Below are 23,473 nucleotides of genomic sequence, written 5' to 3'. Positions count from 1 at the left end.
TCTGATAATCAAAAGCCCCTCCACTGGAGGGGCTTCGCTTTGCTTAACGCCCGTTGATGGTCAAATCCCCAGGCAGCGTTTTGTGCATGCGCTGCCAGATCTCACCACTGTCATGCCCGTAGCGGCGCACCGTTTCGTATACCTGGTCATGCAAACCTTGTTTACAGATTTCCGCCAGCCGATGGTAAAAGCCGAGCGCAAGGCTGCGTGCTTCCGGGCTTGCGAAGTAGTGACGCCCAATGCGGGTGTACAGCCCTTTCATACCGTTAAGGATCAGGCCGTAAATCGGGTTGCCGGAGGCAAAGGCCAGACCGCGGAAGACGCTGTAATCAAGTTCGGCAAACGCATCACCGTGATCTTCCACTTCGCGGGCGTTCGCCAGCACCGATAACGCGTCTTCCGGATGTTGACGGAACGCGGTACGGATAAAAATGGTGGCAATATTGGTACGCACGGACAGCAGGTTATCGATGAGTTGCGGAACGCTCTCATGGTCCAGACGCGCCAGTGTTTCCAGAATATTCAGCCCGGAGGTTTCCCAGAAGTTGTTCACTTTTGTGGGTTTACCGTGTTGAATGGTCAACCAGCCATCGCGGGCCAGACGCTGTAACACTTCACGTAATGTGGTACGAGTGACGCCAATCAGTTCGGAGAGTTCGCGCTCTGCTGGAAGAATCGACCCCGGGGGAAAACGGTTATTCCAGATACTTTCAATAATGTATTCTTCCGCGAAACCCGCCGGGCTCTGCGCCTTAATCACCATAGTGAGATTTCCATTATACAACTAAGCAAAGATCACTCATCATACCAGACCCATACCGGGGCAGATAGCAGGCAAAATGAAGAAAAAGGGGATCACTGATCCAATTTGAAAGATTCGCCGGACTTAACTGTTTACCTCCATTTTATTCACGATAACCCCCTCTATTGCATTGCTGAAAACCATTTACCACATTTATCATAAGTGATTTACCTGTTAACGCTTTGCTTACAATCCTGACGGCAAGGTTTGACTTTTCGCATGATAAACATCCGATTACGTATTATTTTCTTATGCGATAGTGGCTTGCTAAGTGATTTCGTTTAAACTGCTGTGTCTACGCATGCCCCAGGGAAATGATTATGTTGCGATATTTAAACAAGCGCTCTCGCGGGCGCGGTGCCTGGCTGTTAATGGCATTCACCGCACTGGCACTTGAATTAGTGGCGTTGTGGTTCCAGCACATCATGCTGCTGAAACCCTGTGTCCTGTGTATTTATGAGCGTTCTGCCCTTTTTGGTGTGATGGGTGCGGGTATTGTCGGGGCGATTGCGCCGAAGACGCCGCTGCGCTACGTCGCCATCTTAATCTGGTTGTATAGCGCCTGGCGGGGTATTCAGCTGGCATACGAACACACCATGATTCAGCTTCACCCTTCTCCTTTTATGACTTGCGACTTTGCCGCGCGTTTCCCGTCGTGGCTGCCGCTGGATAAATGGCTTCCGCAGGTCTTTGTTGCTTCTGGCGACTGCGCTGAAAAACAGTGGCAGTTCCTGTCCCTGGAAATGCCGCAGTGGTTGCTGGGTATTTTCGTCGCCTACTTTGTGGTGGCGGCGCTGGTGCTCATCGCACAGCCCTTCAAACCGAAAAAACGCGACCTGTTCGGTCGCTAATGAAACGCTCCTTCGGGAGCGTTTTTTATTTCCGCTAAATTGCAATCTCCGCCCTATAAAATGTATATTAAATACAACTTATAAAGGAGGTTTATATGGCACATTTACGGATCCCCGCAGACTGGAAAGTGAAACGCTCCACGCCTTTCTTCACCAAAGACACTGTCCCGGCGGCGCTACTATCGCACCACAATACGGCGGCAGGTGTGTTTGGTCAGTTGGTGGTAATGGAAGGAACGGTGACCTACTACGGTTTTGCGAATGAGCAAGCAACAGAGCCGGAAGTGAAAGTGGTTATCAATGCAGGCCAGTTTGCCACCAGCCCGCCACAGTACTGGCATCGCATCGAGTTAACCGATGATGCCCAGTTCAATATCAATTTCTGGGTGGCCGATGACCACCAGAGCGATGAGTTGTATCAGCCGAAAAAAGCGTAGTCGCCTTAGCGCGCCCATTCCGGCTTGTTAAGGATATGCTCCTGCCAGTCGCGGACTTCGGACTCTTTTACCGCAATATGGCGGACCGTGATGCGCTGTTTGTGCATCATCTCTTTCGAGCCGGTACGCAGCGGATGCCACACCGGCAGCGCCTTCCCTTCGGCCAACAGACGATAGGCGCAGGTCGGTGGTAGCCATTCAAAAGTGGGCAGGTTATCACGCGTAAGCTTGATGCAGTCCGGCTCGTATTCGAAACGGCGCTCGTAGTTACGGCACTGGCAGGTTTTGATGTTGAGCTGACGACAGGCCACGTTGGTGAAATAGATCTCGTCGGAATCTTCATCCATCAGTTTATGCAGGCAGCACTGACCGCAGCCGTCACACAGCGATTCCCACTCCGCGTCGGTCATTTGTTCAAGAGTTTTGCTTTGCCAGAAAGGTGTGTCGCTCATAAATCAGTTCGCCATTTAAAACCAGGGAGCACCTTATAACCAGTCTGGCATGGGGATGCAAGTTTTGCCGCCCAACTGGCGGCAAATCGGCTTATAACACGCGGGTTGTCAGCGAAAGGCCGTTGAAGCTTACTTCCAGTTCGTCGCCGCCGTGCAGCGGGCCAACGCCATCTGGCGTGCCGGTCAGGATGACATCCCCGGCTTTGAGAGTGAAGAAGCGGCTCATATAGGCAATCAGCGGCACGATTTTGTGGATCATGTCGGCAGTGGTTCCCTGCTGGCGGACTTCACCGTTGATTTTCAGGCCCAGGGGGGTGTTCTGCGGATCGCTGTGGAACTCTGCCGCCGGAATAAAACCGGAGATCGGGCACGAGTTATCAAAGCCTTTCGCTTTTTCCCACGGCTGCCCGGCCTTTTTCATTTTGCCCTGCAGATCGCGAAGCGTCAGATCCAGCGCCACGCCGTAACCGGCAATCGCTTTCAGCACATGCTCTTCGGTGGCCTGACGCAGGGTTGCGCCAATCAGCACGGCCAGTTCAACTTCATGGTGCACAGAACCGAAATCCTGCGGCAGAGCCAGCGGCTGGCGAATGTCGCACAGTGCGGTTTCCGGTTTAATAAACAGCACCGGCTCTTCCGGCGTCGCGCTGCCCATTTCTTTAATATGTTTCGCATAGTTACTGCCAACGCACACGACTTTACTCACCGGGTAATCCAGCAGTGCGCCCTGCCAGTTATGATGTTGGTACATGTCTTTCCCCTAAGTAACACATTGAACAAGAGCGAAAAATGACTATCCGCGCCACCTGGCGGTTTGTCAAATACCAAACTCTTACATTCAATGTCTAAACCGGAGTAAAGCAGAGTGGCGGAATCGATCCGCCACATTGATATGCGGGGATTGTTAACTATCGCTGTTTAAATGTTGTTTCAACAAATTTTCTACCGGCGGTGGGATCTGCAAATAATATCCCTGCGCGGTTAATGCCTCTTTTACTTTTTCCAGATTCGCATTGGCCAGTTTTTTACGCCCGTCGAGGGGTAACAACATGGCTAGCTGTGGCTGGCCAAAGCTTTTCATTAATTCTTCCGGTACGCGTGAGAAATCGTCTTTTTTTTCGACATACAGATAAGTCTGCTCACGTTTGGAACTTCGATAGATCACACAAAACATACTTTTGCTCTGAATTAATTGGGTGGTTACTTGCCTGAATATAATACTGACTATAACATGCTTGATAGTCTTCGGAATATCGCTCGGTGATGAGTGATAATAGCAAAATGAGTAAGGTCAGGATGTCAAACACGCCCATCGAGCTAAAAGGCAGTAGTTTTACCTTATCAGTGGTTCACTTGCATGATGCAAAACCCGAGGTTATTCGCCAGGCGTTAGAAGACAAAATCGCTCAGGCTCCCGCTTTTTTAAAACATGCCCCTGTCGTTATTAATGTTTCTGGACTTGAAGGCCCGGTCAACTGGTCACTAATTCAGCAAACCATTGTGGTCACCGGGTTACGCGTTGTCGGTATCAGCGGCTGTAAAGACAGCGAACTGAAAGCCGACATCGAACGCGCCGGGCTACCGCTGTTGACCGAAGGCAAAGATAAGCCACAACGTCAGACTGCCACACCCGTCGCCCCCATTGTTACCCCGGTCACAAAAACACGAATGATTGATATGCCGGTTCGTTCCGGACAGCGTGTTTATGCGCCAAACTGTGATCTGATAGTCACCAGTCACGTCAGTGCGGGCGCAGAGCTGATTGCCGACGGCAATATTCACGTTTATGGCACGATGCGCGGGCGTGCGCTGGCAGGCGCGAGTGGCGATAAAGACGCACAAATATTTTGTACTCACCTCACGGCGGAGCTGGTCTCCATCGCAGGGGAATACTGGCTGAGCGATCAAATCCCAGCCGAATTTTATGGCAAAGCAGCGCGCTTACGTTTAGCGAATGACGCTTTGGCTATTCAACCGTTAGATTAAGCCCTTTTAACAAGGAACTCCTATGGCACGCATTATTGTTGTTACTTCGGGTAAAGGGGGCGTGGGCAAGACCACCTCCAGCGCGGCCATCGCAACCGGTTTGGCCCAGAAGGGAAAGAAAACCGTCGTTATTGATTTTGATATCGGCCTGCGTAACCTCGACCTCATCATGGGCTGTGAACGTCGCGTCGTGTACGACTTCGTGAACGTTATTCAGGGCGATGCGACGCTGAATCAGGCGCTGATTAAAGATAAACGTACGGAAAATCTTTATATTCTCCCGGCTTCACAGACCCGCGACAAAGACGCGTTAACGCGTGAAGGCGTTGAGAAGGTGCTTGATGAGCTGCAGAAAATGGAGTTCGACTTTGTCATTTGCGACTCACCGGCGGGGATTGAAACCGGCGCGCTGATGGCCCTCTACTTCGCGGATGAAGCGATCATCACCACCAACCCGGAAGTCTCTTCCGTCCGCGACTCTGACCGTATCCTCGGCATCCTGGCGTCGAAATCGCGCCGCGCCGAAAACGGCCAGGAACCGATTAAAGAACACCTGTTGTTGACCCGCTACAACCCAGGGCGCGTCAATAAAGGTGATATGCTCAGCATGGAAGACGTGCTGGAGATCCTGCGCATTAAGCTGGTTGGCGTGATCCCTGAGGATCAGTCAGTCCTTCGCGCATCCAACCAGGGGGAGCCGGTTATTCTGGATGCGACTGCCGATGCAGGCAAAGCGTACGCAGATACCGTTGAACGTCTACTGGGAGAAGAACGTCCTTTCCGCTTCATTGATGAAGAGAAGAAAGGTTTCCTCAAACGCCTGTTCGGAGGATAAGCTATGGCATTACTCGACTTTTTTCTCTCCAGAAAAAAGAACACCGCCAGTATCGCGAAAGAGCGTCTGCAAATTATTGTTGCCGAGCGCCGTCGCAGTGACGCTGAACCCCATTATTTACCGCAGCTGAAGCGGGATATTCTGGAGGTGATTTGTAAGTATGTACAAATCGATCCGGAAATGGTTTCGGTCCAACTGGAACAACGCGGTGACGATATTTCCATTCTGGAACTGAACGTTACCTTGCCGGAACCAGAAGAGACGAAATAATCCGGTGGCTTATCGCTGCGTCAGGAGTAATAAAAAAGGCAGAAGATTCTGCCTTTTTCTTTTATTAACGCTTAACTCCTGTTTTTATATACAGGTATTAACGTGGGTATTCCGCTAATAATATATTGAGTTTCTCAGCCATCAATTCTGCGCGCCAGCCGCTGATTAATTCCGGCAAATTCGTCCACGGTTTTAATTGCCAGTGCCAGTTAAGTAACTGATTAATTTGCCTGCGTGAGGCAATCAATTCCGCACTCAACCCGCTGCCTTCACTCACGTCCTGCACCAGCGCCTTAATCGCTTTAAATGCTTTGCGATAGCCGGGCATGTCGACCAGATTCAAAATCGGTTCTGGCAAAGCATCCTCGGGCAGCGCCTGCGCCTGTGCGACGAGAGAGACCAGGGTTTTACCGTGAAAACGGATTTCGCTGCCGGAAAGCCCAATGCTGTCCAGCTCGCCCATGCTACCCGGCATATAGCGCGCCACGGCCCACAGGTTCTCTTCACGTACAACAAAGTTAACCGCCAGGTCGCGCTCACGGGCTTTACGCAAACGCCAGTCCGCCAGCAAGCGCAGACATGCCAGCTGGCGAGTGCGTAATTGCCAGGCATTGCCGATATCACGCCATGCCTCTTCCGGTGCCAGGATTTCGCTACGACGCTGCATCATCAGACGGCACTCGTCCAGCGCCGCACCGAGCCATCCCGCCTGTTCGGTTTCCGCCAGCAGTTTGCGGGCAATCGGCAGCAGATACCAGACATCCGCCGCCGCATAATCGCACTGGCGTTCCGTCAATGGACGCGCCAGCCAATCGGTGCGGGATTCGCTCTTATCCAGCGCCACGCCAGTGTACTGCTCCACCATCGCCGCAAAGCCCCAGGATAGCGCACGACCGCAGAATGCCGCGAGAATTTGGGTATCGATCATCGGCTGCGGCATCACGCCAAAGGTATTGAGGAACACTTCGAGGTCTTCGCTACCAGCGTGAAGGAATTTCGTTACCTGAGTATTGGTAATCAGATCGCGGAACGGCGCCCAATCGGTAATGGCTAACGGGTCGATTAACGCCACACGTTCCCCGTCATAAAGCTGGATTAAACCGAGCTGGGGGTAATAGGTGCGGGTGCGGACAAATTCAGTATCAAGCGCAATAGCATCGGTGCCAGCCGCAGCTTCACACAGCGCTGCCAGCGCCTCGTTCGTCGTGATCATCTGGTAATTCAAATCGTCTTCTCTTTAGTTTGCGCCCACAAAAAACGCCGGATTAACCGGCGTTCTGGCGACTAACGCATAGCTCAGGCTTTATTGTCTACTTTGGCACGCTCTTCGTCACGCAATTCTCGTCGTAAAATTTTGCCAACGTTGGATTTCGGCAGCTCGGTACGAAATTCAACCCGTCTCGGAACTTTATAGCCCGTCAACTGGCGGCGACAAAACGCGATGAGCGCTTCTTCGGTCAGCGAGGCGTCTTTTTTTACGACAAAGAGTTTTACCGCTTCACCGCTGGCATCCGAAGGCACGCCCACGGCCGCCACTTCCAGAACACCTGTGTGCTGCATCACGACATCTTCGATTTCGTTCGGATAAACGTTGAAACCGGAGACCAGAATCATGTCTTTTTTGCGATCGACGATACGCATAAAACCTTCGTCATCCATCACCGCGATATCACCGGTGTACAACCAGCCATCTTTGATGATTTCATCGGTCGCCGCCGGACGCTGCCAGTACCCGAGCATCACCTGCGGGCCTTTCACGCACAGCTCACCTGGTTCACCCGGCGCGACTTCATTGCCGGCGTCATCCACCAGCTTCACTTCCGTCGACGGGACCGGCAAGCCAATGCTGCCACTGTGGTAATCAATATCGTGCGGATTAACGCTGACCAGCGGCGAACACTCCGTCAGGCCGTAGCCTTCCAGCAGGTATTCGCCGGTGAGTTTCACCCAACGCTCAGCCACGGCCTGCTGGACCGGCATCCCACCGCCTGCAGAAAGATGCAGCGAGGAGAAATCCAGCTTGTGGAAATCATCGTTGTTCAACAACGCGTTAAACAGGGTGTTCACCCCGGTCATCGCGGTGAACGGATATTTTGCCAGCTCCTTCACCAGCCCCGGAATGTCACGCGGGTTGGTAATCAGCAGGTTCTGCCCACCCAGTTCGATAAACAGCAGACAGTTCATGGTCAGAGCGAAGATGTGGTAAAGCGGCAGCGCGGTGACCACCAGCTCTTTGCCACGATGTAGCAGCGGACCGTAGGTCGCATTCACCTGCTCCAGGTTAGCCAGCATGTTGCGGTGCGTCAGCATCGCCCCTTTGGCTACGCCCGTGGTCCCGCCGGTGTATTGGAGGAATGCCAGATCGTCGGTAGTGACTTCTGGTTTGATGTACTGCAGACGGTAGCCCGCTTGCAGGGCACGACGAAATGAGATGGCATCCGGAAGATGGTATTTCGGCACCAGACGCTTAACGTATTTGACGACAAAGTTGACCAGTGTACCCTTCGCCGGGGAGAGCTGATCGCCCATACGCGTCAGGATCACATGGCGAACCTGGGTCTTGTCGACCACTTTTTCCAGGGTGTGGGCAAAGTTAGAGACAATCACAATGGCGGATGCACCGCTGTCGTTCAGCTGATGCTCCAGCTCGCGCGGCGTATACAGCGGGTTGACGTTCACCACAATCATGCCCGCCCGCAGGATACCGAACAGCGCCACCGGATATTGCAGAAGGTTGGGCATCATCAGTGCCACACGATCGCCCTTTTGCAGACCCAGCCCCTGTTGCAGATAAGCAGCAAAAGCACGGCTACGCTCTTCCAGCTTGCGGAAGGTCATCACCTCCCCCATGTTGACGAACGCAGGTTGGTCGGCGTAGCGCGCCGTCGCGTGTTCAAAGAGTTCAACCAGGGATTGATAACGGTCGGGATTAATTTCCGCAGGCACATCGGCGGGATAACGGTTTAGCCAAACCTTCTTCAATGCATCACCTCTAAAATAAGTATTTGTCGTCATCACAACCCCTGTTAATAAACAAGTCGTTAACATAATATTAACTCAGCGTACCAGTTTATTTATTGTTCGAATTGAAGGTTGCGAAGCGCATCACTAATTATTTTTGTTATTGTCTTTCAAATAAAGAAACAGCGGACCAGCCGCTGTTTCTTTTTTCATGCAGAACAGAGAGTTACTCTGTTACAACACTCTGCTCATACGCGGGGCCGGGATTATACCAGCCCCATCCACCGTATCCGCGATGCCACGGGTGCGGCCCCATCATCCACGGATCCATGGGCTGCGGCGGTAACACCACCTGTTTTGCGATATGCCAGCGTTTGTAGCCTTCGGCACGGACCACCGCAAATTTGTAGGGAGCCCCCCCCACCTGGCCGTCATAGGTGCCGGTAATCGGCCCGACAACGGTCACCAGTTGGTTCTGGAAATCTACCGGGTCGAGGAAGCCATTCACTTCGGCCATGATTCGACCAACAGAGGTCGCGCCAAGAATAGGCCGCGCGCCGTCATCTAACGGTACGGTAGCAATCTCAAGACGCGTTTTGCCTTTCTGGTTGTCAATTTTCACCACTTTGCCGCCGAAGCGGGCTTCCTGGCCGATGTAGAGATTGGGCGCATTCATCACACGCACCAGATCGTCCTGCGGCGTCGGACTGGTTCCCTTGATCGCGTCAGGCACAGAAACACATCCACTCAACGCTGCGGCGACAACACCCACCAGTAGCCAGCGCATAACTCTTTTTTGACTCGCCATGATGCGACTCCTTCACTCAGTCAGATACTACTGAGATTCATTCCCGGCCAGGAAGTTTCTTCCAGGTCACTTCGTTACGTAAATAAACCGGTTCCGCATGCTCAACGGCAACGGTTCGGCCCAGCGCAAGCAGTTGGTGCGCAATGGGCAACATATCTTGTGCTTCCGGCAGCGACACGCCGCCGTCTGTCAGGGTAAGGCCAGTATCGTTACCCATGTCCGGCCACGCCTGCCAGCCGGTGCCAACGGTCGCCCACTCGCCTGAGAGTTGTTTGAGGCGCGCGGTTACCGCATCCGGCTTAAGAACCGCCTCGGTCTCTTCCCCCTGCCAGACGCCATTAGCATCACGCTGATATTCCGCCCAGTAGACTTCGCCCATACGGGCATCAATGGCCGCCAGCACGCGCGTGGCTCCGGATTTGCGCCAGGCACCTTCAGCCATCGTGGCCAGCGTCGAGACGCCAATCATCGGCAGTTCCGCGCCCAGCGCCAGGCCCTGCGCAATGCCAATGCCGATACGCACGCCGGTAAAGCTTCCCGGACCGCGCCCGAAGGCCAGCGCATCCAGTTCAGACAGCGCAACATCGGCCTCGGAGAGGATGTCCTTCACCAGTGGCAGAATGCGTTGCGTGTGTTCACGTGGGCAGAGTTCGAAATGAGCATAGGAGGTTCCGTCGCTGTTCAGCGCGACGGAACAGGCTTCTGTGGCGGTATCAATGGCCAGAATTCGCATGGGTAATCGCAGTCCCGGTAAAACAAAATGGCGCGCATCTTAACACAGTCTGCGCCAAATTACTCCGCTGGCGAGGCCGCAAGAAACGCAACCGCGCGGCTGATATCCCGAGTGCGCGGCGAGGGCGGCAGGCTTGCCAGAAACACCGCGCCGTACGGGCGCATCACCAGACGGTTGTCGCAGATCACCAGCACGCCCCGGTCGTCCACGTCACGGATCAAGCGTCCAACGCCCTGTTTCAGGGTAATGACCGCATCCGGAAGCTGGACTTCATCAAAGGGATCGCCACCGCGCAGGCGGCAGTCTTCCATGCGCGCTTTCAGCAGCGGATCGTCCGGCGAGGTGAACGGCAGTTTGTCGATAATCACCAGCGACAGCGTGTCGCCCCGTACATCCACCCCTTCCCAGAAGCTGCTGGTCGCCACCAGCAAGGCATTACCCGCAGTAATAAATTGCTGTAACAGCTGCCCTTTACTTGTCTCTCCTTGCAGCAAAACAGGCAGTGTCATGGTGGCGCGAAATTCCTCTGCAAGCCCGCGCATCATGGCGTGGGAAGTGCAGAGCATAAAGCAGCGACCATTGTTGGCTTCAATGATCGGTTTGAGCATCGCCGCCAGCTGGCGCGCCGCCCCCGGCTGGTTGGCCTGCGGCAGATTGCGCGGTACGCAAAGCAGCGTCTGGCGGGCGTAATCAAACGGGCTGGGTAGCAGCAGCGTTTGCGCCTCATCAATGCCGAGGCGCGCGGTGAAGTGGTGCAGATCGTCGTTCACCGACAGCGTCGCCGAGGTGAAAATCCAGCTACCACTTTTCTGCGCCATCACTTCTTTAAATTTGTCCGACACGGTAAGTGGCGTCAGCGCGAGGGTAAAGTGGCGCGAGGTACACTCATACCAGTAGCTAAAACCGGGCTGATTGATCTCTTTCAGCCGTTTAAGCCGCGCGCGGTACGTCGTCGCACGCTCAAAGGCGGCATCGAGAATCGCCGAACGCCCGAGCGACAGTTTCGCCACGTCATAACACAGCTCCAGCGCGTCATCGAGCAACAGCAGCGCCCGCTGGATGTGGGGGTCGGCCAGCAGTTCGCGCAGGTTGCCGCGATACCCCGGCTCGCCGAGTTGCAGACGGAAATCCTGCGCGCTCTGCGCCAGCCTGTCTGCGCATTTTTGCAACTGCTGGGTATCGCGTAATTCGGTGCGGTAGGCAATGGTGAAATCTTTGGCTAAATCCAGTAGCTGACGGCTGTAGATCGACTGGCCGAAATACTGACTGGCGATATCCGGAAGCTGATGCGCTTCGTCGAAGATCATCACTTCGGCTTCCGGGATCAGTTCGCCAAAACCGCTCTCTTTCACCACCATGTCGGCCAGAAACAGATGATGGTTGACCACCACCACATCGGCATCCATCGCTTTCTTACGCGCCTTCACCACAAAGCAGTCTTTGTACATCGGGCAGTCGCTACCCAGACAGTTGTCATTGGTGCTTGTCACCAGCGGCCAGGCGGCAGAATCTTCCGCCACGCTGACGCAGGTGCTGATGTCGCCGTCTTTGGTCTGATTGGACCAGGAGCGTAACAAAATCACGTCGCTGAGGGTTTGTACCGGCAGATCGCCCCCCGCCAGCGCCTGCTGTTCCAGGCGCTCGATACAGAGGTAGTTTGAACGTCCCTTGAGCAGCGCGGTATGGCCGGTATATTCGAGCGCGTTTGCCACCGTCGGTAAGTCGCGGCTGTAAAGCTGATCCTGCAGGGCTTTGGATCCCGTGGAGATGATCACTTTTTTGCCGGAGCGCAACGCCGGTGCCAGATAGGCGTAGGTTTTCCCGGTCCCGGTGCCCGCTTCCACCACCAGTGGCTGCGTACGGGCAATGGCGTCACTCACGGCATGAGCCATCTGACGCTGTGGTTCACGGGGTTTAAAACCCGGTATCGCTTTGGCCAACTGACCGTCTGTTGCAAAATCGTCCGTCACACTGCCCCCACACTGGATAAATCGCCAGCGATTATGTCAGGGCATTGGGTTTTTCGCCAGTCTGTGGCAGTCTTGCGGGCAATCATAAGGAAAACCATGAGGAACAAAGAATGACCATTACCCGCATTGATGCCGACGCCCGCTGGTCAGACGCGGTTATCCATAACCAGACGCTTTACTACACGGGCGTACCGGAAAACCTGGATGCCGACGCGTTTGAGCAAACCACCAACACCCTGGCGCAGATTGACGCCGTACTGGCCAAACAGGGTAGCGATAAGACGCGCATTCTGGATGCGACGATCTTTTTGGTGGAGAAAAGTGATTTCGCGGCGATGAACAAAGCCTGGGATGCGTGGGTGGTTGCCGGTCACGCGCCTGTACGCTGTACCGTTCAGGCGGGACTGATGAACCCCAAATACAAGGTTGAGATTAAAATTATCGCGGCAGTCTAGGCGTTACGCGTCGTCTTCACTTTCGTCTTCGTTTTCATCGTCTTCATCCTCAAAAAGCGCCACGATACGTTCACCCGTATGGCTGGCGCGCAGTTCATTGGCCACCTGGGTGATAGCCTCCCCGCTGCTCATGCCCTGTGACATTAATTCCTGAATACGCTCGACGGCTTTTTGCTGCTGCTCGTGGCTGAGGGAAGGTAAACCTGCAAACATGGTGAACTCCTGCTAAATTATTGGCGCTAATTATTTCATGCGCCGTGGCTATGCGCCAGCGATCGCGTAATAGAGCCAGGACTGATGAAGACGTTTTCCCCCACTGTCGTACTGTTGCCGTGGCAGCCCGATGCCGCAGAGCACTATTTTTCGCTGATTAATCACTTACCGTGGGCGATGCTGCTGCACTCCGGCCATGCAGATCACGCCTGCAACCGTTTTGATATTCTGGTTGCCGACCCTCTCGCGACGCTGGTCACGCGGGGTGAACAGACCGTCATCACCGACGCACAGGGTGAACAAACATCCACGGACGATCCTTTTACGCTGGTGAAGCAGGCCATCGACAACGCCCACATTCACCCGCAGGCAGACAAAGACCTGCCGTTTCAGGGCGGCGCACTCGGGCTGTTCGGCTATGATTTAGGCCGTCGCTTTGAAAAACTGCCCTCCTGCGCGCAAAAAGATATTTCACTGCCGGATATGGCGACGGGGATTTATGACTGGGCTATCGTCGTTGATCACCACAAGCAGCGCGTCACGCTGCTCAGTTATCAGGATCCGCAGGCGCGCCTGGACTGGCTTAATGCCCAAACGCCGCCATCCGTCGCACCGTTTAGCCTGACCTCCCCCTGGCAGGCAAATATGACGCGTAGGGAGTACGGCGAGAAATTTCACCAGGTACAGGCCTGGCTGCACAGCGGCGACTGTTATCAGGTCAACCTCGCCCAGCGTTTTCAGGCGAACTATTCTGGCGATGAATGGCAGGCTTTTTGCCGCCTGAACCGCTCGAACCGCGCCCCGTTCAGTGCCTTTCTGCGCCTGGAAGAAGGGGCAATGTTAAGCCTGTCACCGGAGCGTTTTATTCAGCTTTCCGGTGATGTTATCGAAACGCGCCCCATCAAAGGCACCCTGCCGCGCCTGACCGATCCGCAGGATGATGCGCGTCAGGCACAACGGTTGGCGGCCTCGACAAAAGATCGGGCCGAAAATCTGATGATTGTCGACCTGATGCGTAATGACATTGGCCGGGTGGCCGTGCCCGGTTCCGTGCGGGTGCCTGAGCTGTTTGTGGTGGAACCCTTCCCGGCGGTTCATCATCTGGTCAGTACGGTGACGGCAAAGCTGCCCGCGACGTCGCATGCCAGCGATCTGTTGCGTGCGGCGTTTCCCGGTGGGTCGATTACCGGCGCGCCCAAAATTCGCACGATGGCGATTATCGATGAACTTGAACCACAGCGGCGTAATGCCTGGTGTGGCAGCATCGGCTACATCAGCTTTTGCGGTGCCATGGATACCAGCATCACCATTCGCACCCTGACGGCGTGGGCAGGCCAAATCTACTGTTCAGCCGGCGGCGGTATTGTGGCGGACAGTAACGAAGACGCGGAATATCAGGAAACCTTTGATAAAGTTAACCGTATTTTGCAGCAACTGGAGAACTAAACCGTGGCGCAGCCAAATTTAACCTTGGATGATTTTCTCTCGCGTTTTCAGCTTTTACGCCCACAGCTCAACGCCACCGCCGCGAATGCGCGTCAGGCGGCGGTGCTGGTGCCGGTGGTGCGCCGCGAGCAGCCGGGGTTACTGCTAACACAGCGCTCGCCCCGGTTACGGAAACATGCCGGGCAGGTGGCCTTCCCTGGCGGTGCGGTGGACGCCACTGACGCCTCACTGATTGCCGCCGCCCTGCGTGAAGCGCAAGAAGAGGTCGCCATCCCACCTGAAGCCGTGGAGGTGATCGGCGTCCTGCCACCGGTGGACAGCGTCACCGGTTTTCGCGTCACGCCCGTTGTCGGCATCATTCCCCCCAATCTGCACTACCACGCCAGCGAAGATGAAGTCGCTTCAGTGTTCGAAATGCCGCTGGCCGAGGCACTGCGTCTGGGTCGCTATCATCCGCTGGATATCCATCGCCAGGGCAATGCGCACCGGGTTTGGCTCTCCTGGTATCAGCATTACTTTGTCTGGGGCATGACCGCCGGGATAATTCGTGAGCTGGCGCTGCAGGTGGGGCTACGTCCTTGACTATACTTTGTACGAAGCATTCTTAAGACAGATGAATGTGGCCGCGCGCTATTAGTAAAATCGGGGTTAGGCATTAGTTTAATTCATGTGAATAATTACGCTGCCTGTACGCTTCCCTCTTACACTATGCGCAGTTATTACATCGTTACTGGAACCTCTGGTAACCCTGTCAGGAGTGTTAATGTGATTAGTATATTCGACATGTTTAAGGTGGGGATTGGTCCCTCTTCCTCCCACACTGTTGGCCCGATGAAGGCCGGGAAACAGTTCGTCGATGACCTGGTCGAAAAAGGATTACTGGAAAGCGTCACCCGCGTCGCGGTAGACGTTTATGGCTCTCTGTCGCTGACAGGTAAAGGCCACCATACCGATATCGCCATTATTATGGGTCTGGCAGGCAACGAGCCGGCCACGGTAGACATCGATTCCATTCCGGCGTTTATCCGTGATGTGGAAAGCCGGGGTCGCCTGCTGCTCGCCCAGGGCCGCCAGGAAGTGGATTTTCCGCAGGATAACGGCATGCGCTTTCACAGCGACAACCTGCCGCTGCACGAAAACGCCATGAGCATCCACGCCTGGAATGGCGAACGCGAAGTCTACAGCAAGACCTATTACTCCATCGGCGGCGGCTTTATTGTCGATGAAGAGCACTTTGGTAAAGAAGTACTTAGCGAAGTCAGCGTTCCCTACCCGTTCAAATCCGCCAGCGACATGCTGGAATATTGCAAAGAGACCGGCCTGTCGCTCTCTGGCATGGTGATGCAAAACGAACTGGCGCTGCACAGCAAGCAAGAGATTGAAGCCTACTTTGGCCATGTCTGGGCAACCATGCGTGCCTGTATCGATCGTGGTATGAACACAGAAGGCGTGCTGCCTGGCCCACTGCGCGTGCCGCGTCGTGCCTCTGCGCTGCGCCGGATGCTGGTGGCCAGCGACAAATTATCCAGCGATCCTATGAACGTGATCGACTGGGTCAATATGTTCGCGCTGGCGGTTAATGAAGAAAACGCCGCCGGTGGGCGCGTGGTCACGGCGCCAACAAACGGTGCCTGTGGTATCGTCCCGGCGGTACTGGCCTATTACGACCACTTTATCGAATCCGTCAGCCCGGACATTTATATCCGCTATTTCCTGACCGCGGGCGCGATTGGCGCACTGTACAAAATGAACGCGTCGATTTCCGGTGCCGAAGTAGGTTGTCAGGGTGAAGTGGGCGTGGCCTGCTCCATGGCGGCGGCGGGCCTTACCGAACTGCTGGGTGCCAGCCCGGAGCAGGTTTGTGTGGCGGCGGAAATCGGCATGGAACATAACCTTGGTTTAACCTGTGACCCGGTCGCCGGCCAGGTGCAGGTGCCGTGCATTGAACGTAACGCTATTGCCTCGGTGAAAGCCATCAACGCCTCCCGTATGGCGATGCGTCGTACCAGTGCGCCTCGCGTCTCTCTGGATAAGGTTATCGAAACCATGTACGAGACCGGCAAAGATATGAATGCGAAATATCGCGAAACCTCTCGCGGCGGCCTCGCCATTAAGGTTCAGTGCGACTAATTCTTATTTAAAGCCCTTCTGCAACGGAAGGGCTAAATTTGCTGCCTTTTCTCATCGTGTTTCCGCTTTCCCAACTACACTTTCCTTGTTCTGGCGGATACTTCAGGCCAGTGGCTATCAAGGCGGTCACGGCATGCAAACGGCACAGAGAATTATAAAAGCTATCGACGCAAACGGCTGATAATCTGTATAGCCGTGGCGATCGTGACCCTGATTTCTACCCTCGCCATTCGATTTATTTCGGAGCGCAATTTTAATCAGCAAAAAATCGTCACTTTCACTTCCCACGCCGTTGAATCACTCGATAAGTTACTGTTACCGCTCGAACTCAAGCGCGATGTGGTTATGCCCCTGGTCGGTCTCTCCTTCGCCAATGCCCACCTGTTACTGCGCAAACAGGCAGCCAGTTTGCAGACCGTGCGCTCCATCGGCCTCATTAAAGACGGGATTTTGTACTGCTCGAGTATTTTTGGATATCGGGATGTGCCCATTAAACAACTGCAGCACGCATTACCGGCGACAAAATCGCAGATGATCCTCTCCACCGATCAGTCTCTATTAAAAAACAGCCCGGTGATGATCATGTGGTATCCCACTACCACCGACGGTCAGAACGGTATTATCGAGGTGATTAATATCGATTTGCTGACCAATCTTTTGCTGGAGCCCGATGAGCCCTTAATAACCTCCGCCAGCCTGAGCGTGGATAACCGTCATCTGGAATATGGTGGTGGTGTCAGCAATAGTCTGCCAGAACTGAATAATGAGGAGCGCTTTCAACAGGCTTCGAAACATTTTCCTTTTGTCGTCAGCGTAACCGGGCCGGGTGCAGGCGCGCTGGCGTTACGCCATTTGCCGTCACAATTACCGCTGGCGCTGATGCTGAGTTTGCTGATTGGTTATATTGCCTGGCTGGCGACGGCCAGTCGCATGAGCTTCTCCTGGGAGATCAATCTTGGCCTTGCCGCACGGGAGTTTGAGCTGTTTTGTCAGCCGTTGCTTGATGCGGACAACAAGAGATGCATCGGCGTCGAGATACTACTGCGCTGGAACAATCCCCGTCAGGGCTGGATCTCCCCGGACGTCTTTATTCCCATCGCCGAAGAACATAATCTGATTGCCCCGCTGACCCGTTATGTGATGGCGGAAACGCAGCGCCAGCTCGGGCTTTTCCCGGCGGACAGTAAATTCCAGATAGGTATCAATGTCGCTCCCAGCCACTTACGCCATGGAATTTTGCTCAAGGATCTCAATCGTCTCTGGTATAACGCCAATCCGGTACAACAATTGACCATTGAACTTACCGAGCGTGATGCCCTGCTGGATGTGGATTACCGGATGGTACGCGAGCTTCACCGTAAGGGGGCCAAAATTGCGATTGATGATTTTGGCACCGGCAATAGTTCGCTCTCCTGGCTGGAAAGGCTGCGCCCGGATGTCCTCAAGATAGATAAATCCTTCACCATGGCGATTGGTACTGATGCGGTGAACTCGACGGTGATGGATATGATTATCGCACTGGGGCAGCGTCTGCACATTGAACTGGTGGCGGAAGGAGTGGAAAACCCCCGCCAGGCACAGCATTTGCGCCAGCGGGGAGTGCATGTGTTACAGGGCTTTTTATACGCCAGACCCATGCCGATTAAAGAGTTTCCGCGTTGGCTGGCAGGGTGGTCTTCCCCGCCAGCGCGGCGTAGAGGGCTAATGATGCCCCTCATGCCGTATTGAGATTACTCTTCTTCGTCGTGAAGGGGGCGCTCTTTAACAACACGTACCAGGTCGACGCGGTAGTCGTTGGCTTCAATAACGCTGATATGCAACGGCGCAAGCTCCAGCCTGTCACCCGGACGAGGGATCTGACCATTAATGGCGATCACCAGACCGGCAACGGTGGCGATATCCTCGTCCTCATTGACCAGGGTATCCACGCCCAGCGTATGTTGCAGGGCATGCAAATCAGTGGTGCCTTTCACCAGCCAGCCATCGCCATCTGCGACGATTTCTGGCGTTTCATCTGCGTCCGGGAACTCACCGGCAATCGCTTCCAGCACGTCCAGCGGCGTTACCAGCCCCTGTACCACGCCAAATTCGTTGGTCACGATGACGAAGCTGCCACGGGCGCGGCGCAATACGGCCAGCAATTTGATCGGATCCAGAGTTTCTGGCACCACAATCGCCGGAGACGCAGATGCCATTGCCGCAACGTCGGTGCCCTCTTCCAGCGCCACCAGCATCTCTTTGGCACGAACAATACCAATGACCTCATCCAGCTCGCCACGGCAGACCGGGAACAGGCTGTGCGGCGATGAAAGAAGCTGCTGACGAATCTCTTCCACGCCCAGGTTCGCATCAACCCAGCTGATTTCCCCACGCGGCGTCATGATGCTGCGCAGCGAACGGGAAGCCAGGGTCAATACGCCGTTGATCATATAGCGTTCTTCTTCGGCAAACGCCCCTTCCGGTACGGATACAGGCGAGTGACTGTCCGTATCCTGCGTCTGGCTGGCCTGACGTTTGCCGCCCATCAGGCGCAGAATCGCATCAGCGGTACGTGCACGCAGCGGTAGCGTCGACTGATGGCGAATAAAGTTACGACGCGCAATCTGGTTAAACATCTCGATGACAATCGAGAAGCCAATCGCCGCGTACAGGTAGCCTTTCGGGATATGGAAGCCAAAACCTTCCGCCACCAGGCTCAGACCAATCATCAGCAGGAAGCTCAGACAGAGCACCACTACCGTAGGATGTTGGTTCACAAAGCGCGTCAACGGCTTAGATGCCAGCAGCATCACCGCCATGGCAATGACCACGGCTGCCATCATCACCGGCAGATGGTTCACCATCCCGACCGCCGTGATCACCGCATCAAGGGAGAACACCGCATCAAGAATAACAATCTGTACTACCACCACCCAGAAACTGGCATATCCTTTACCCTGTCCTTCGTCGTGTTGACGGTTTTCCAGCCGTTCGTGCAGCTCGGTCGTTGCTTTAAACAGCAGGAAGATACCCCCGAACAGCATGATCAAATCACGGCCGGAGAAGGTGAAGTCCCACACGGAGAAGAGCGGTTTTGTCAGCGTCACCATCCAGGAGATAAGCGACAGCAGGCCTAAACGCATCACCAGTGCCAGAGAAAGGCCAATCAGGCGCGCTTTATCTCGCTGTTTTGGCGGCAGTTTATCGGCAAGGATAGCGATAAAGACCAGGTTATCAATACCAAGAACAATTTCCAGAACGACAAGTGTCAACAACCCCGCCCAGATCGAGGGGTCCATTAAGAATTCCATGGCAGGCTCCGGCTAAAGGCATGGTGAGTCCGCGCGTAATAATGCGCAGGCATGATGACAATAAGGGGGTTCAAGGCGAAAGAATGGCTGGCGCAAACTGGCCAGAGGGTGAACTGACGTCGGTGACGGTCCATACAGCGGGCTACTGCCCTATACTCCTGATAATTTAAACGAACGCTAAACATATCAGAGAGACTTTGAGTTTTGCAAAGATTTACCTGAATTTGCATTTTGAGAGATATTTTTCGCTTCGAAATTTCTCACACGCGAAAGCTAAATTACGGATGTGCATCACATAAATTATTTTTTCACTATCTAAAATAATTCCCGGAAGTCTGAGTTTTTTCTCTCTAAGCCCTGTCTGAATCGATTCGGGTTGTTAGGGCGATCCACAACACATCAACCAATGGTGTGTTAACGACAAAAACGAAGGAGGTAGCAAGTGACCATTGCTATTGTGATAGGCACACATGGTTGGGCTGCGGAACAGTTACTCAAAACCGCCAAAATGCTGTTAGGCGAGCAAGAGAACGTCGGTTGGATCGATTTCGTTCCCGGTGAAAACGCGGAGACGTTAATCGAGAAATACAACGCGCAGTTGGAAAAGCTCGATACACATCAGGGCGTGCTATTTCTCGTTGATACATGGGGAGGCAGCCCGTTCAACGCTGCCAGCCGCATTGTCGTCGATAAAGAGCACTATGAAGTGGTGGCTGGCGTCAACATCCCTATGCTGGTGGAAACACTGATGGCGCGTGACGACAACCCAACCTTTGATGAACTGGTCGCGGTTGCGGTGGAAACGGGACGCGAAGGCGTGAAAGCGCTGAAAGCCAAACCCGTGGAAAAACCGGCCCCCGTCGCGCCCCCTAAACCGGCGGCTCCGTTAAAGCCAATGGGACCGAACGACTACATGAACATTGGCCTTGCCCGAATCGATGACCGTCTGATTCATGGCCAGGTAGCCACGCGCTGGACCAAAGAAACAAACGTGACGCGAATCATCGTCGTCAGTGATGAAGTCGCGGCGGATACCGTACGTAAAACGCTGCTCACACAGGTTGCGCCTCCCGGGGTGACGGCGCACGTAGTGGACGTTGCCAAGATGATCCGTGTTTACAACAACCCGAAATATGCGGGTGAGCGGGTGATGCTGCTGTTTACCAACCCAACTGACGTGCTGCGCGTTGTCGAAGAAGGGGTGAAAATCACCTCTGTAAACGTCGGCGGCATGGCCTTCCGTCAGGGAAAAACTCAGGTGAACAACGCGGTTTCAGTGGATGAGAAAGACATTGCGGCTTTCCAGAAGCTCAACGAACGCAACATCGAGCTGGAAGTTCGCAAAGTTTCTAACGACCCGAGACTGAAAATGATGGATTTGATCAGCAAAATAGCGAAGTAATGCGCCGTGCTGGTTGACTCAGTTTCACACTTACGTTTGTTTTAGCAGAGGAGAAGTACAATGGAGATTACCACTCTTCAGATTGTGCTGGTGTTCATCGTTGCATGTATCGCGGGTATGGAATCGATACTCGATGAATTTCAGTTTCACCGTCCGTTAGTGGCCTGTACGCTGGTGGGTATTGTTCTGGGTGACATGAAAACCGGTATCATCATCGGGGGTACCCTGGAGATGATCGCACTGGGTTGGATGAACATCGGTGCGGCTGTTGCACCGGATGCCGCACTGGCCTCAATCATTTCCACCATTCTGGTTATTGCCGGTCATCAAAGCATCGGGGCCGGTATCGCGCTGGCTATCCCGCTGGCAGCGGCAGGCCAGGTTCTGACCATCATCGTGCGTACCATTACCGTGGCCTTCCAGCACGCGGCGGATAAGGCGGCGGAAAGCGGAAACCTCACTGCACTATCCTGGATCCACGTCTCTTCCCTGTTCCTGCAGGCGATGCGTATCGCTATCCCGGCGGTGATTGTCGCGGTGTCCGTTGGTACCAGCGAAGTTCAGGGCATGCTGAACGCCATTCCGGAAGTTGTGACCAGCGGTCTGAACATTGCCGGTGGCATGATCGTGGTGGTTGGTTATGCGATGGTCATCAACATGATGCGCGCGGGCTACCTGATGCCGTTCTTCTATCTCGGCTTCGTCACTGCGGCGTTTACTAACTTCAACCTCGTTGCTCTGGGTGTGATTGGTACCGTAATGGCCATTCTCTATATCCAACTGAGCCCGAAATATAACCGCTCTGCTGGCGCGCCTGCACAGGCGGCTGGTAATAACGATCTCGATAACGAACTGGACTAACAGGTGAGCGAAATGGTTGATATGACTAAAACTACCACCGAGAAAAAACTCACTCAGAGTGACATTCGTGGCGTGTTCATTCGTTCTAACCTGTTTCAGGGTTCATGGAACTTCGAACGTATGCAGGCGCTGGGTTTCTGCTTCTCTATGGTGCCAGCGATTCGTCGCCTGTATCCGGAGAACAACGATGCGCGTAAACAGGCCATCAAGCGTCACCTGGAATTCTTCAACACCCATCCGTACGTAGCGGCTCCGGTACTGGGCGTTACGCTGGCGATGGAAGAACAGCGTGCCAACGGCGCTGAGATTGACGATGCGACCATCAACGGTATCAAAGTTGGTCTGATGGGGCCACTGGCTGGTGTCGGTGACCCGATTTTCTGGGGTACCGTACGTCCGGTCTTCGCCGCGCTCGGTGCAGGTATCGCCATGAGCGGCAGCCTGCTTGGGCCACTGCTGTTCTTCTTCCTTTTTAACCTGGTGCGTCTGGCCACCCGTTATTACGGCGTGGCATACGGTTACCGTAAAGGTATCGATATCGTTCAGGATATGGGCGGCGGCTTCCTGCAGAAACTGACGGAAGGGGCGTCTATTCTCGGCCTCTTTGTCATGGGGGCACTGGTTAACAAGTGGACGCACGTGAACATCCCGATGGTGGTATCAACCATCACCGGCCAGGATGGTCAGACGCGTGTTACCACCGTGCAAACCATTCTCGATCAGTTGATGCCGGGTCTGGTGCCGCTGCTGTTGACCTTTGCCTGTATGTGGCTGCTGCGTAAGAAAGTCAACCCGCTGTGGATCATCGTTGGCTTCTTCGTCATCGGTATCGTAGGTTATGCCATTGGTCTATTAGGTCTGTAATCAGTTGTGCTATAACCGGGGCCCTGCCCCGGTTTTTTTATTCTCAGGAGGAACCATGACGCTCACGGACAGCATACTGATGTTGTTTATCGCCGCCCTGTTGGCTTTTGCCATTTACGATGAACTGGTCCTGCCCCGCCGTCACGGCAATACCCTGCTGGCCCTCCCCTTACTGCGACGCAGCCGTGTCGATGCCTCTATTTTTGTTGGTCTTTTAGTTATCCTTATTTACAACAACGTCACAAATAACGGCACATCGTTAACCACATGGTTATTATGTGCACTGGTATTATTGGCCGTTTACCTTTTCTGGATCCGTACACCCAAAATCATCTTCAAATCGCGTGGTTTTTTCTTTTCCAGCGTATGGATTGAATATAACCGTATTAAAGAGATGAATTTATCTGAGGATGGCGTGCTGGTGATGCAATTAGAACAACGACGTCTCCTTATTCGGGTCAAGAATATTGATGACCTGGAGAGAATATATAAACTTATGATTAAAAATCAGTAAGTTAGCTAAAAAACTCGCACTTCATATCCGTATATTAAATAAGCACATTTATAGCCTTTGCTATATTTCATCTGGAAATGTGCTTATTTTTTTTAACGTTATATTCACGCATAAATCTAAGGAAGGTGCGATTTAATCGGTGGGGTTCAGTGGAGTCCTTAGCTGTATTAGCCTTACCTTAGCTGAGCTGTAT

General features: G+C 54.0%; 24 protein-coding genes and 1 pseudogene. 14 read left to right on the top strand and 11 right to left on the bottom strand.

Features of this window, described 5'->3' with window-relative positions; genetic code table 11:
• Positions 1–43 precede the first annotated feature (43 nt).
• Positions 44–763: a fatty acid metabolism transcriptional regulator FadR gene (fadR, locus tag ACSZPU_RS06100; protein ID WP_498996565.1), complete on the bottom strand. Its 720-nt coding sequence runs from the start codon at positions 761–763 to the stop codon at positions 44–46.
• 359 nt (positions 764–1,122) lie between these two features.
• Here fadR and dsbB point away from each other — a divergent pair, with 359 nt between their 5' ends.
• A complete protein-coding gene (gene dsbB, locus ACSZPU_RS06095; RefSeq protein ID WP_498996563.1) occupies positions 1,123–1,653 on the top strand; it encodes a disulfide bond formation protein DsbB in 531 nt (176 codons plus the stop codon).
• 95 nt (positions 1,654–1,748) lie between these two features.
• On the top strand, positions 1,749–2,090 hold the full coding sequence (locus tag ACSZPU_RS06090) for a TehB family protein (protein WP_498996561.1): 342 nt from the start codon (positions 1,749–1,751) through the stop codon (positions 2,088–2,090).
• Positions 2,091–2,095: 5 nt separating this feature from the next.
• Here the strand turns inward: ACSZPU_RS06090 and ycgN are convergent, their stop codons facing one another.
• From ycgN to ACSZPU_RS06075, 3 genes are all read right to left on the bottom strand, one after another.
• Complete coding sequence (gene ycgN / locus ACSZPU_RS06085; RefSeq protein WP_498996558.1) at positions 2,096–2,542, bottom strand: cysteine cluster protein YcgN; 447 nt, start codon at positions 2,540–2,542, stop codon at positions 2,096–2,098.
• Between the two features lie 91 nt (positions 2,543–2,633).
• On the bottom strand, positions 2,634–3,293 hold the full coding sequence (locus ACSZPU_RS06080; RefSeq protein WP_498996556.1) for a fumarylacetoacetate hydrolase family protein: 660 nt from the start codon (positions 3,291–3,293) through the stop codon (positions 2,634–2,636).
• 153 nt (positions 3,294–3,446) lie between these two features.
• Entirely contained in the window at positions 3,447–3,716 is a 270-nt protein-coding gene (locus ACSZPU_RS06075; RefSeq protein ID WP_498996554.1) for a YcgL domain-containing protein, read from the bottom strand.
• Positions 3,717–3,838: 122 nt separating this feature from the next.
• Between ACSZPU_RS06075 and minC the strand changes: the two genes are divergently transcribed.
• From minC to minE, 3 genes are read left to right on the top strand one after another with little or no spacing between them, the layout of a single operon-like run.
• Entirely contained in the window at positions 3,839–4,528 is a 690-nt protein-coding gene (minC, locus tag ACSZPU_RS06070) for a septum site-determining protein MinC (protein ID WP_498996552.1), read from the top strand.
• A 22-nt stretch (positions 4,529–4,550) separates the two neighbouring features.
• Positions 4,551–5,363 (top strand): septum site-determining protein MinD, encoded by an 813-nt coding sequence (minD, locus tag ACSZPU_RS06065; protein WP_498996550.1) that lies wholly within the window; start codon positions 4,551–4,553, stop codon positions 5,361–5,363.
• Between the two features lie 3 nt (positions 5,364–5,366).
• Complete coding sequence (gene minE / locus ACSZPU_RS06060) at positions 5,367–5,633, top strand: cell division topological specificity factor MinE (protein WP_039079511.1); 267 nt, start codon at positions 5,367–5,369, stop codon at positions 5,631–5,633.
• A 97-nt stretch (positions 5,634–5,730) separates the two neighbouring features.
• Here minE and rnd read toward each other — a convergent pair whose 3' ends face one another.
• The 5 genes from rnd to yoaA form a co-directional block, all read right to left on the bottom strand.
• Positions 5,731–6,858, bottom strand: a complete 1,128-nt coding sequence (gene rnd / locus ACSZPU_RS06055) for a ribonuclease D (RefSeq protein WP_498996547.1) — start codon at positions 6,856–6,858, stop codon at positions 5,731–5,733.
• A 71-nt stretch (positions 6,859–6,929) separates the two neighbouring features.
• The gene (fadD, locus tag ACSZPU_RS06050) at positions 6,930–8,615 is read right to left on the bottom strand and encodes a long-chain-fatty-acid--CoA ligase FadD (RefSeq protein ID WP_498996544.1); all 1,686 of its coding nucleotides are present in this window, start codon (positions 8,613–8,615) and stop codon (positions 6,930–6,932) included.
• Positions 8,616–8,820: 205 nt separating this feature from the next.
• On the bottom strand, positions 8,821–9,402 hold the full coding sequence (locus ACSZPU_RS06045; RefSeq protein ID WP_498996542.1) for a Slp family lipoprotein: 582 nt from the start codon (positions 9,400–9,402) through the stop codon (positions 8,821–8,823).
• A 37-nt stretch (positions 9,403–9,439) separates the two neighbouring features.
• Positions 9,440–10,135, bottom strand: coding sequence for a tRNA (adenosine(37)-N6)-threonylcarbamoyltransferase complex dimerization subunit type 1 TsaB (gene tsaB, locus ACSZPU_RS06040; protein WP_498996538.1), 696 nt, complete (start codon positions 10,133–10,135; stop codon positions 9,440–9,442).
• A gap of 59 nt (positions 10,136–10,194) precedes the next feature.
• A complete protein-coding gene (gene yoaA / locus ACSZPU_RS06035) occupies positions 10,195–12,105 on the bottom strand; it encodes a DNA repair helicase YoaA (RefSeq protein ID WP_498996536.1) in 1,911 nt (636 codons plus the stop codon).
• 110 nt (positions 12,106–12,215) lie between these two features.
• Here yoaA and ACSZPU_RS06030 point away from each other — a divergent pair, with 110 nt between their 5' ends.
• A complete protein-coding gene (locus tag ACSZPU_RS06030; RefSeq protein WP_498996534.1) occupies positions 12,216–12,560 on the top strand; it encodes a RidA family protein in 345 nt (114 codons plus the stop codon).
• A 3-nt stretch (positions 12,561–12,563) separates the two neighbouring features.
• On the opposite strand, the gene ACSZPU_RS06025 is transcribed toward ACSZPU_RS06030, so the two are convergent.
• Positions 12,564–12,773 (bottom strand): YoaH family protein, encoded by a 210-nt coding sequence (locus ACSZPU_RS06025; RefSeq protein ID WP_498996532.1) that lies wholly within the window; start codon positions 12,771–12,773, stop codon positions 12,564–12,566.
• An 84-nt stretch (positions 12,774–12,857) separates the two neighbouring features.
• On the opposite strand from ACSZPU_RS06025, the gene pabB reads away from it, so the two are divergent.
• The 4 genes and pseudogenes from pabB (at position 12,858) to pdeD (ending at position 18,077) form a co-directional block, all read left to right on the top strand.
• Positions 12,858–14,219, top strand: coding sequence for an aminodeoxychorismate synthase component 1 (gene pabB, locus ACSZPU_RS06020; RefSeq protein WP_498996530.1), 1,362 nt, complete (start codon positions 12,858–12,860; stop codon positions 14,217–14,219).
• 3 nt (positions 14,220–14,222) lie between these two features.
• Positions 14,223–14,801, top strand: coding sequence for a CoA pyrophosphatase (locus ACSZPU_RS06015; protein ID WP_498996528.1), 579 nt, complete (start codon positions 14,223–14,225; stop codon positions 14,799–14,801).
• 183 nt (positions 14,802–14,984) lie between these two features.
• Positions 14,985–16,349 (top strand): L-serine ammonia-lyase, encoded by a 1,365-nt coding sequence (sdaA, locus tag ACSZPU_RS06010; protein WP_498996524.1) that lies wholly within the window; start codon positions 14,985–14,987, stop codon positions 16,347–16,349.
• A gap of 133 nt (positions 16,350–16,482) precedes the next feature.
• Positions 16,483–18,077, top strand: a pseudogene (pdeD, locus tag ACSZPU_RS06005) (cyclic di-3',5'-guanosine monophosphate phosphodiesterase PdeD).
• Between the two features lie 2 nt (positions 18,078–18,079).
• On the opposite strand, the gene yoaE reads toward pdeD, so the two are convergent.
• Positions 18,080–19,639 carry a CNNM family cation transport protein YoaE gene (gene yoaE, locus ACSZPU_RS06000; protein ID WP_498996522.1) on the bottom strand — a complete coding sequence of 520 codons (1,560 nt, stop codon included), beginning with the start codon at positions 19,637–19,639 and terminating at the stop codon, positions 18,080–18,082.
• A gap of 442 nt (positions 19,640–20,081) precedes the next feature.
• Between yoaE and manX the strand changes: the two genes are divergently transcribed.
• The 4 genes from manX to ACSZPU_RS05980 are packed head-to-tail and all read left to right on the top strand — an operon-like array spanning position 20,082 to position 23,280.
• Complete coding sequence (gene manX / locus ACSZPU_RS05995) at positions 20,082–21,041, top strand: PTS mannose transporter subunit IIAB (RefSeq protein WP_498996520.1); 960 nt, start codon at positions 20,082–20,084, stop codon at positions 21,039–21,041.
• A gap of 60 nt (positions 21,042–21,101) precedes the next feature.
• Positions 21,102–21,902, top strand: coding sequence for a PTS mannose transporter subunit IIC (gene manY / locus ACSZPU_RS05990; RefSeq protein WP_498996515.1), 801 nt, complete (start codon positions 21,102–21,104; stop codon positions 21,900–21,902).
• Positions 21,903–21,914: 12 nt separating this feature from the next.
• Entirely contained in the window at positions 21,915–22,766 is an 852-nt protein-coding gene (locus tag ACSZPU_RS05985) for a PTS mannose transporter subunit IID (RefSeq protein WP_498996512.1), read from the top strand.
• 55 nt (positions 22,767–22,821) lie between these two features.
• Positions 22,822–23,280 carry a DUF986 family protein gene (locus ACSZPU_RS05980; protein ID WP_498996509.1) on the top strand — a complete coding sequence of 153 codons (459 nt, stop codon included), beginning with the start codon at positions 22,822–22,824 and terminating at the stop codon, positions 23,278–23,280.
• The last annotated feature ends 193 nt before the right edge of the window (positions 23,281–23,473 follow it).

It is taken from the genome of Phytobacter sp. V69 (assembly GCF_965644215.1).
Lineage (GTDB): Bacteria > Pseudomonadota > Gammaproteobacteria > Enterobacterales > Enterobacteriaceae > Phytobacter.
This window is presented reverse-complemented; position numbering and strand designations above follow the sequence as displayed.

Coding starts and splice junctions, on each gene's coding strand:
- fadR (WP_498996565.1), bottom strand. CDS start 763: ATGGTGATTAAGGCGCAGAGCCCGGCGGGTTTCGCGGAAGAATACATT.
- dsbB (WP_498996563.1), top strand. CDS start 1,123: ATGTTGCGATATTTAAACAAGCGCTCTCGCGGGCGCGGTGCCTGGCTG.
- ACSZPU_RS06090 (WP_498996561.1), top strand. CDS start 1,749: ATGGCACATTTACGGATCCCCGCAGACTGGAAAGTGAAACGCTCCACG.
- ycgN (WP_498996558.1), bottom strand. CDS start 2,542: ATGAGCGACACACCTTTCTGGCAAAGCAAAACTCTTGAACAAATGACC.
- ACSZPU_RS06080 (WP_498996556.1), bottom strand. CDS start 3,293: ATGTACCAACATCATAACTGGCAGGGCGCACTGCTGGATTACCCGGTG.
- ACSZPU_RS06075 (WP_498996554.1), bottom strand. CDS start 3,716: ATGTTTTGTGTGATCTATCGAAGTTCCAAACGTGAGCAGACTTATCTG.
- minC (WP_498996552.1), top strand. CDS start 3,839: ATGTCAAACACGCCCATCGAGCTAAAAGGCAGTAGTTTTACCTTATCA.
- minD (WP_498996550.1), top strand. CDS start 4,551: ATGGCACGCATTATTGTTGTTACTTCGGGTAAAGGGGGCGTGGGCAAG.
- minE (WP_039079511.1), top strand. CDS start 5,367: ATGGCATTACTCGACTTTTTTCTCTCCAGAAAAAAGAACACCGCCAGT.
- ACSZPU_RS06045 (WP_498996542.1), bottom strand. CDS start 9,402: ATGGCGAGTCAAAAAAGAGTTATGCGCTGGCTACTGGTGGGTGTTGTC.
- tsaB (WP_498996538.1), bottom strand. CDS start 10,135: ATGCGAATTCTGGCCATTGATACCGCCACAGAAGCCTGTTCCGTCGCG.
- ACSZPU_RS06030 (WP_498996534.1), top strand. CDS start 12,216: ATGACCATTACCCGCATTGATGCCGACGCCCGCTGGTCAGACGCGGTT.
- ACSZPU_RS06025 (WP_498996532.1), bottom strand. CDS start 12,773: ATGTTTGCAGGTTTACCTTCCCTCAGCCACGAGCAGCAGCAAAAAGCC.
- pabB (WP_498996530.1), top strand. CDS start 12,858: ATGAAGACGTTTTCCCCCACTGTCGTACTGTTGCCGTGGCAGCCCGAT.
- yoaE (WP_498996522.1), bottom strand. CDS start 19,639: ATGGAATTCTTAATGGACCCCTCGATCTGGGCGGGGTTGTTGACACTT.
- manY (WP_498996515.1), top strand. CDS start 21,102: ATGGAGATTACCACTCTTCAGATTGTGCTGGTGTTCATCGTTGCATGT.
- ACSZPU_RS05985 (WP_498996512.1), top strand. CDS start 21,915: ATGGTTGATATGACTAAAACTACCACCGAGAAAAAACTCACTCAGAGT.
- ACSZPU_RS05980 (WP_498996509.1), top strand. CDS start 22,822: ATGACGCTCACGGACAGCATACTGATGTTGTTTATCGCCGCCCTGTTG.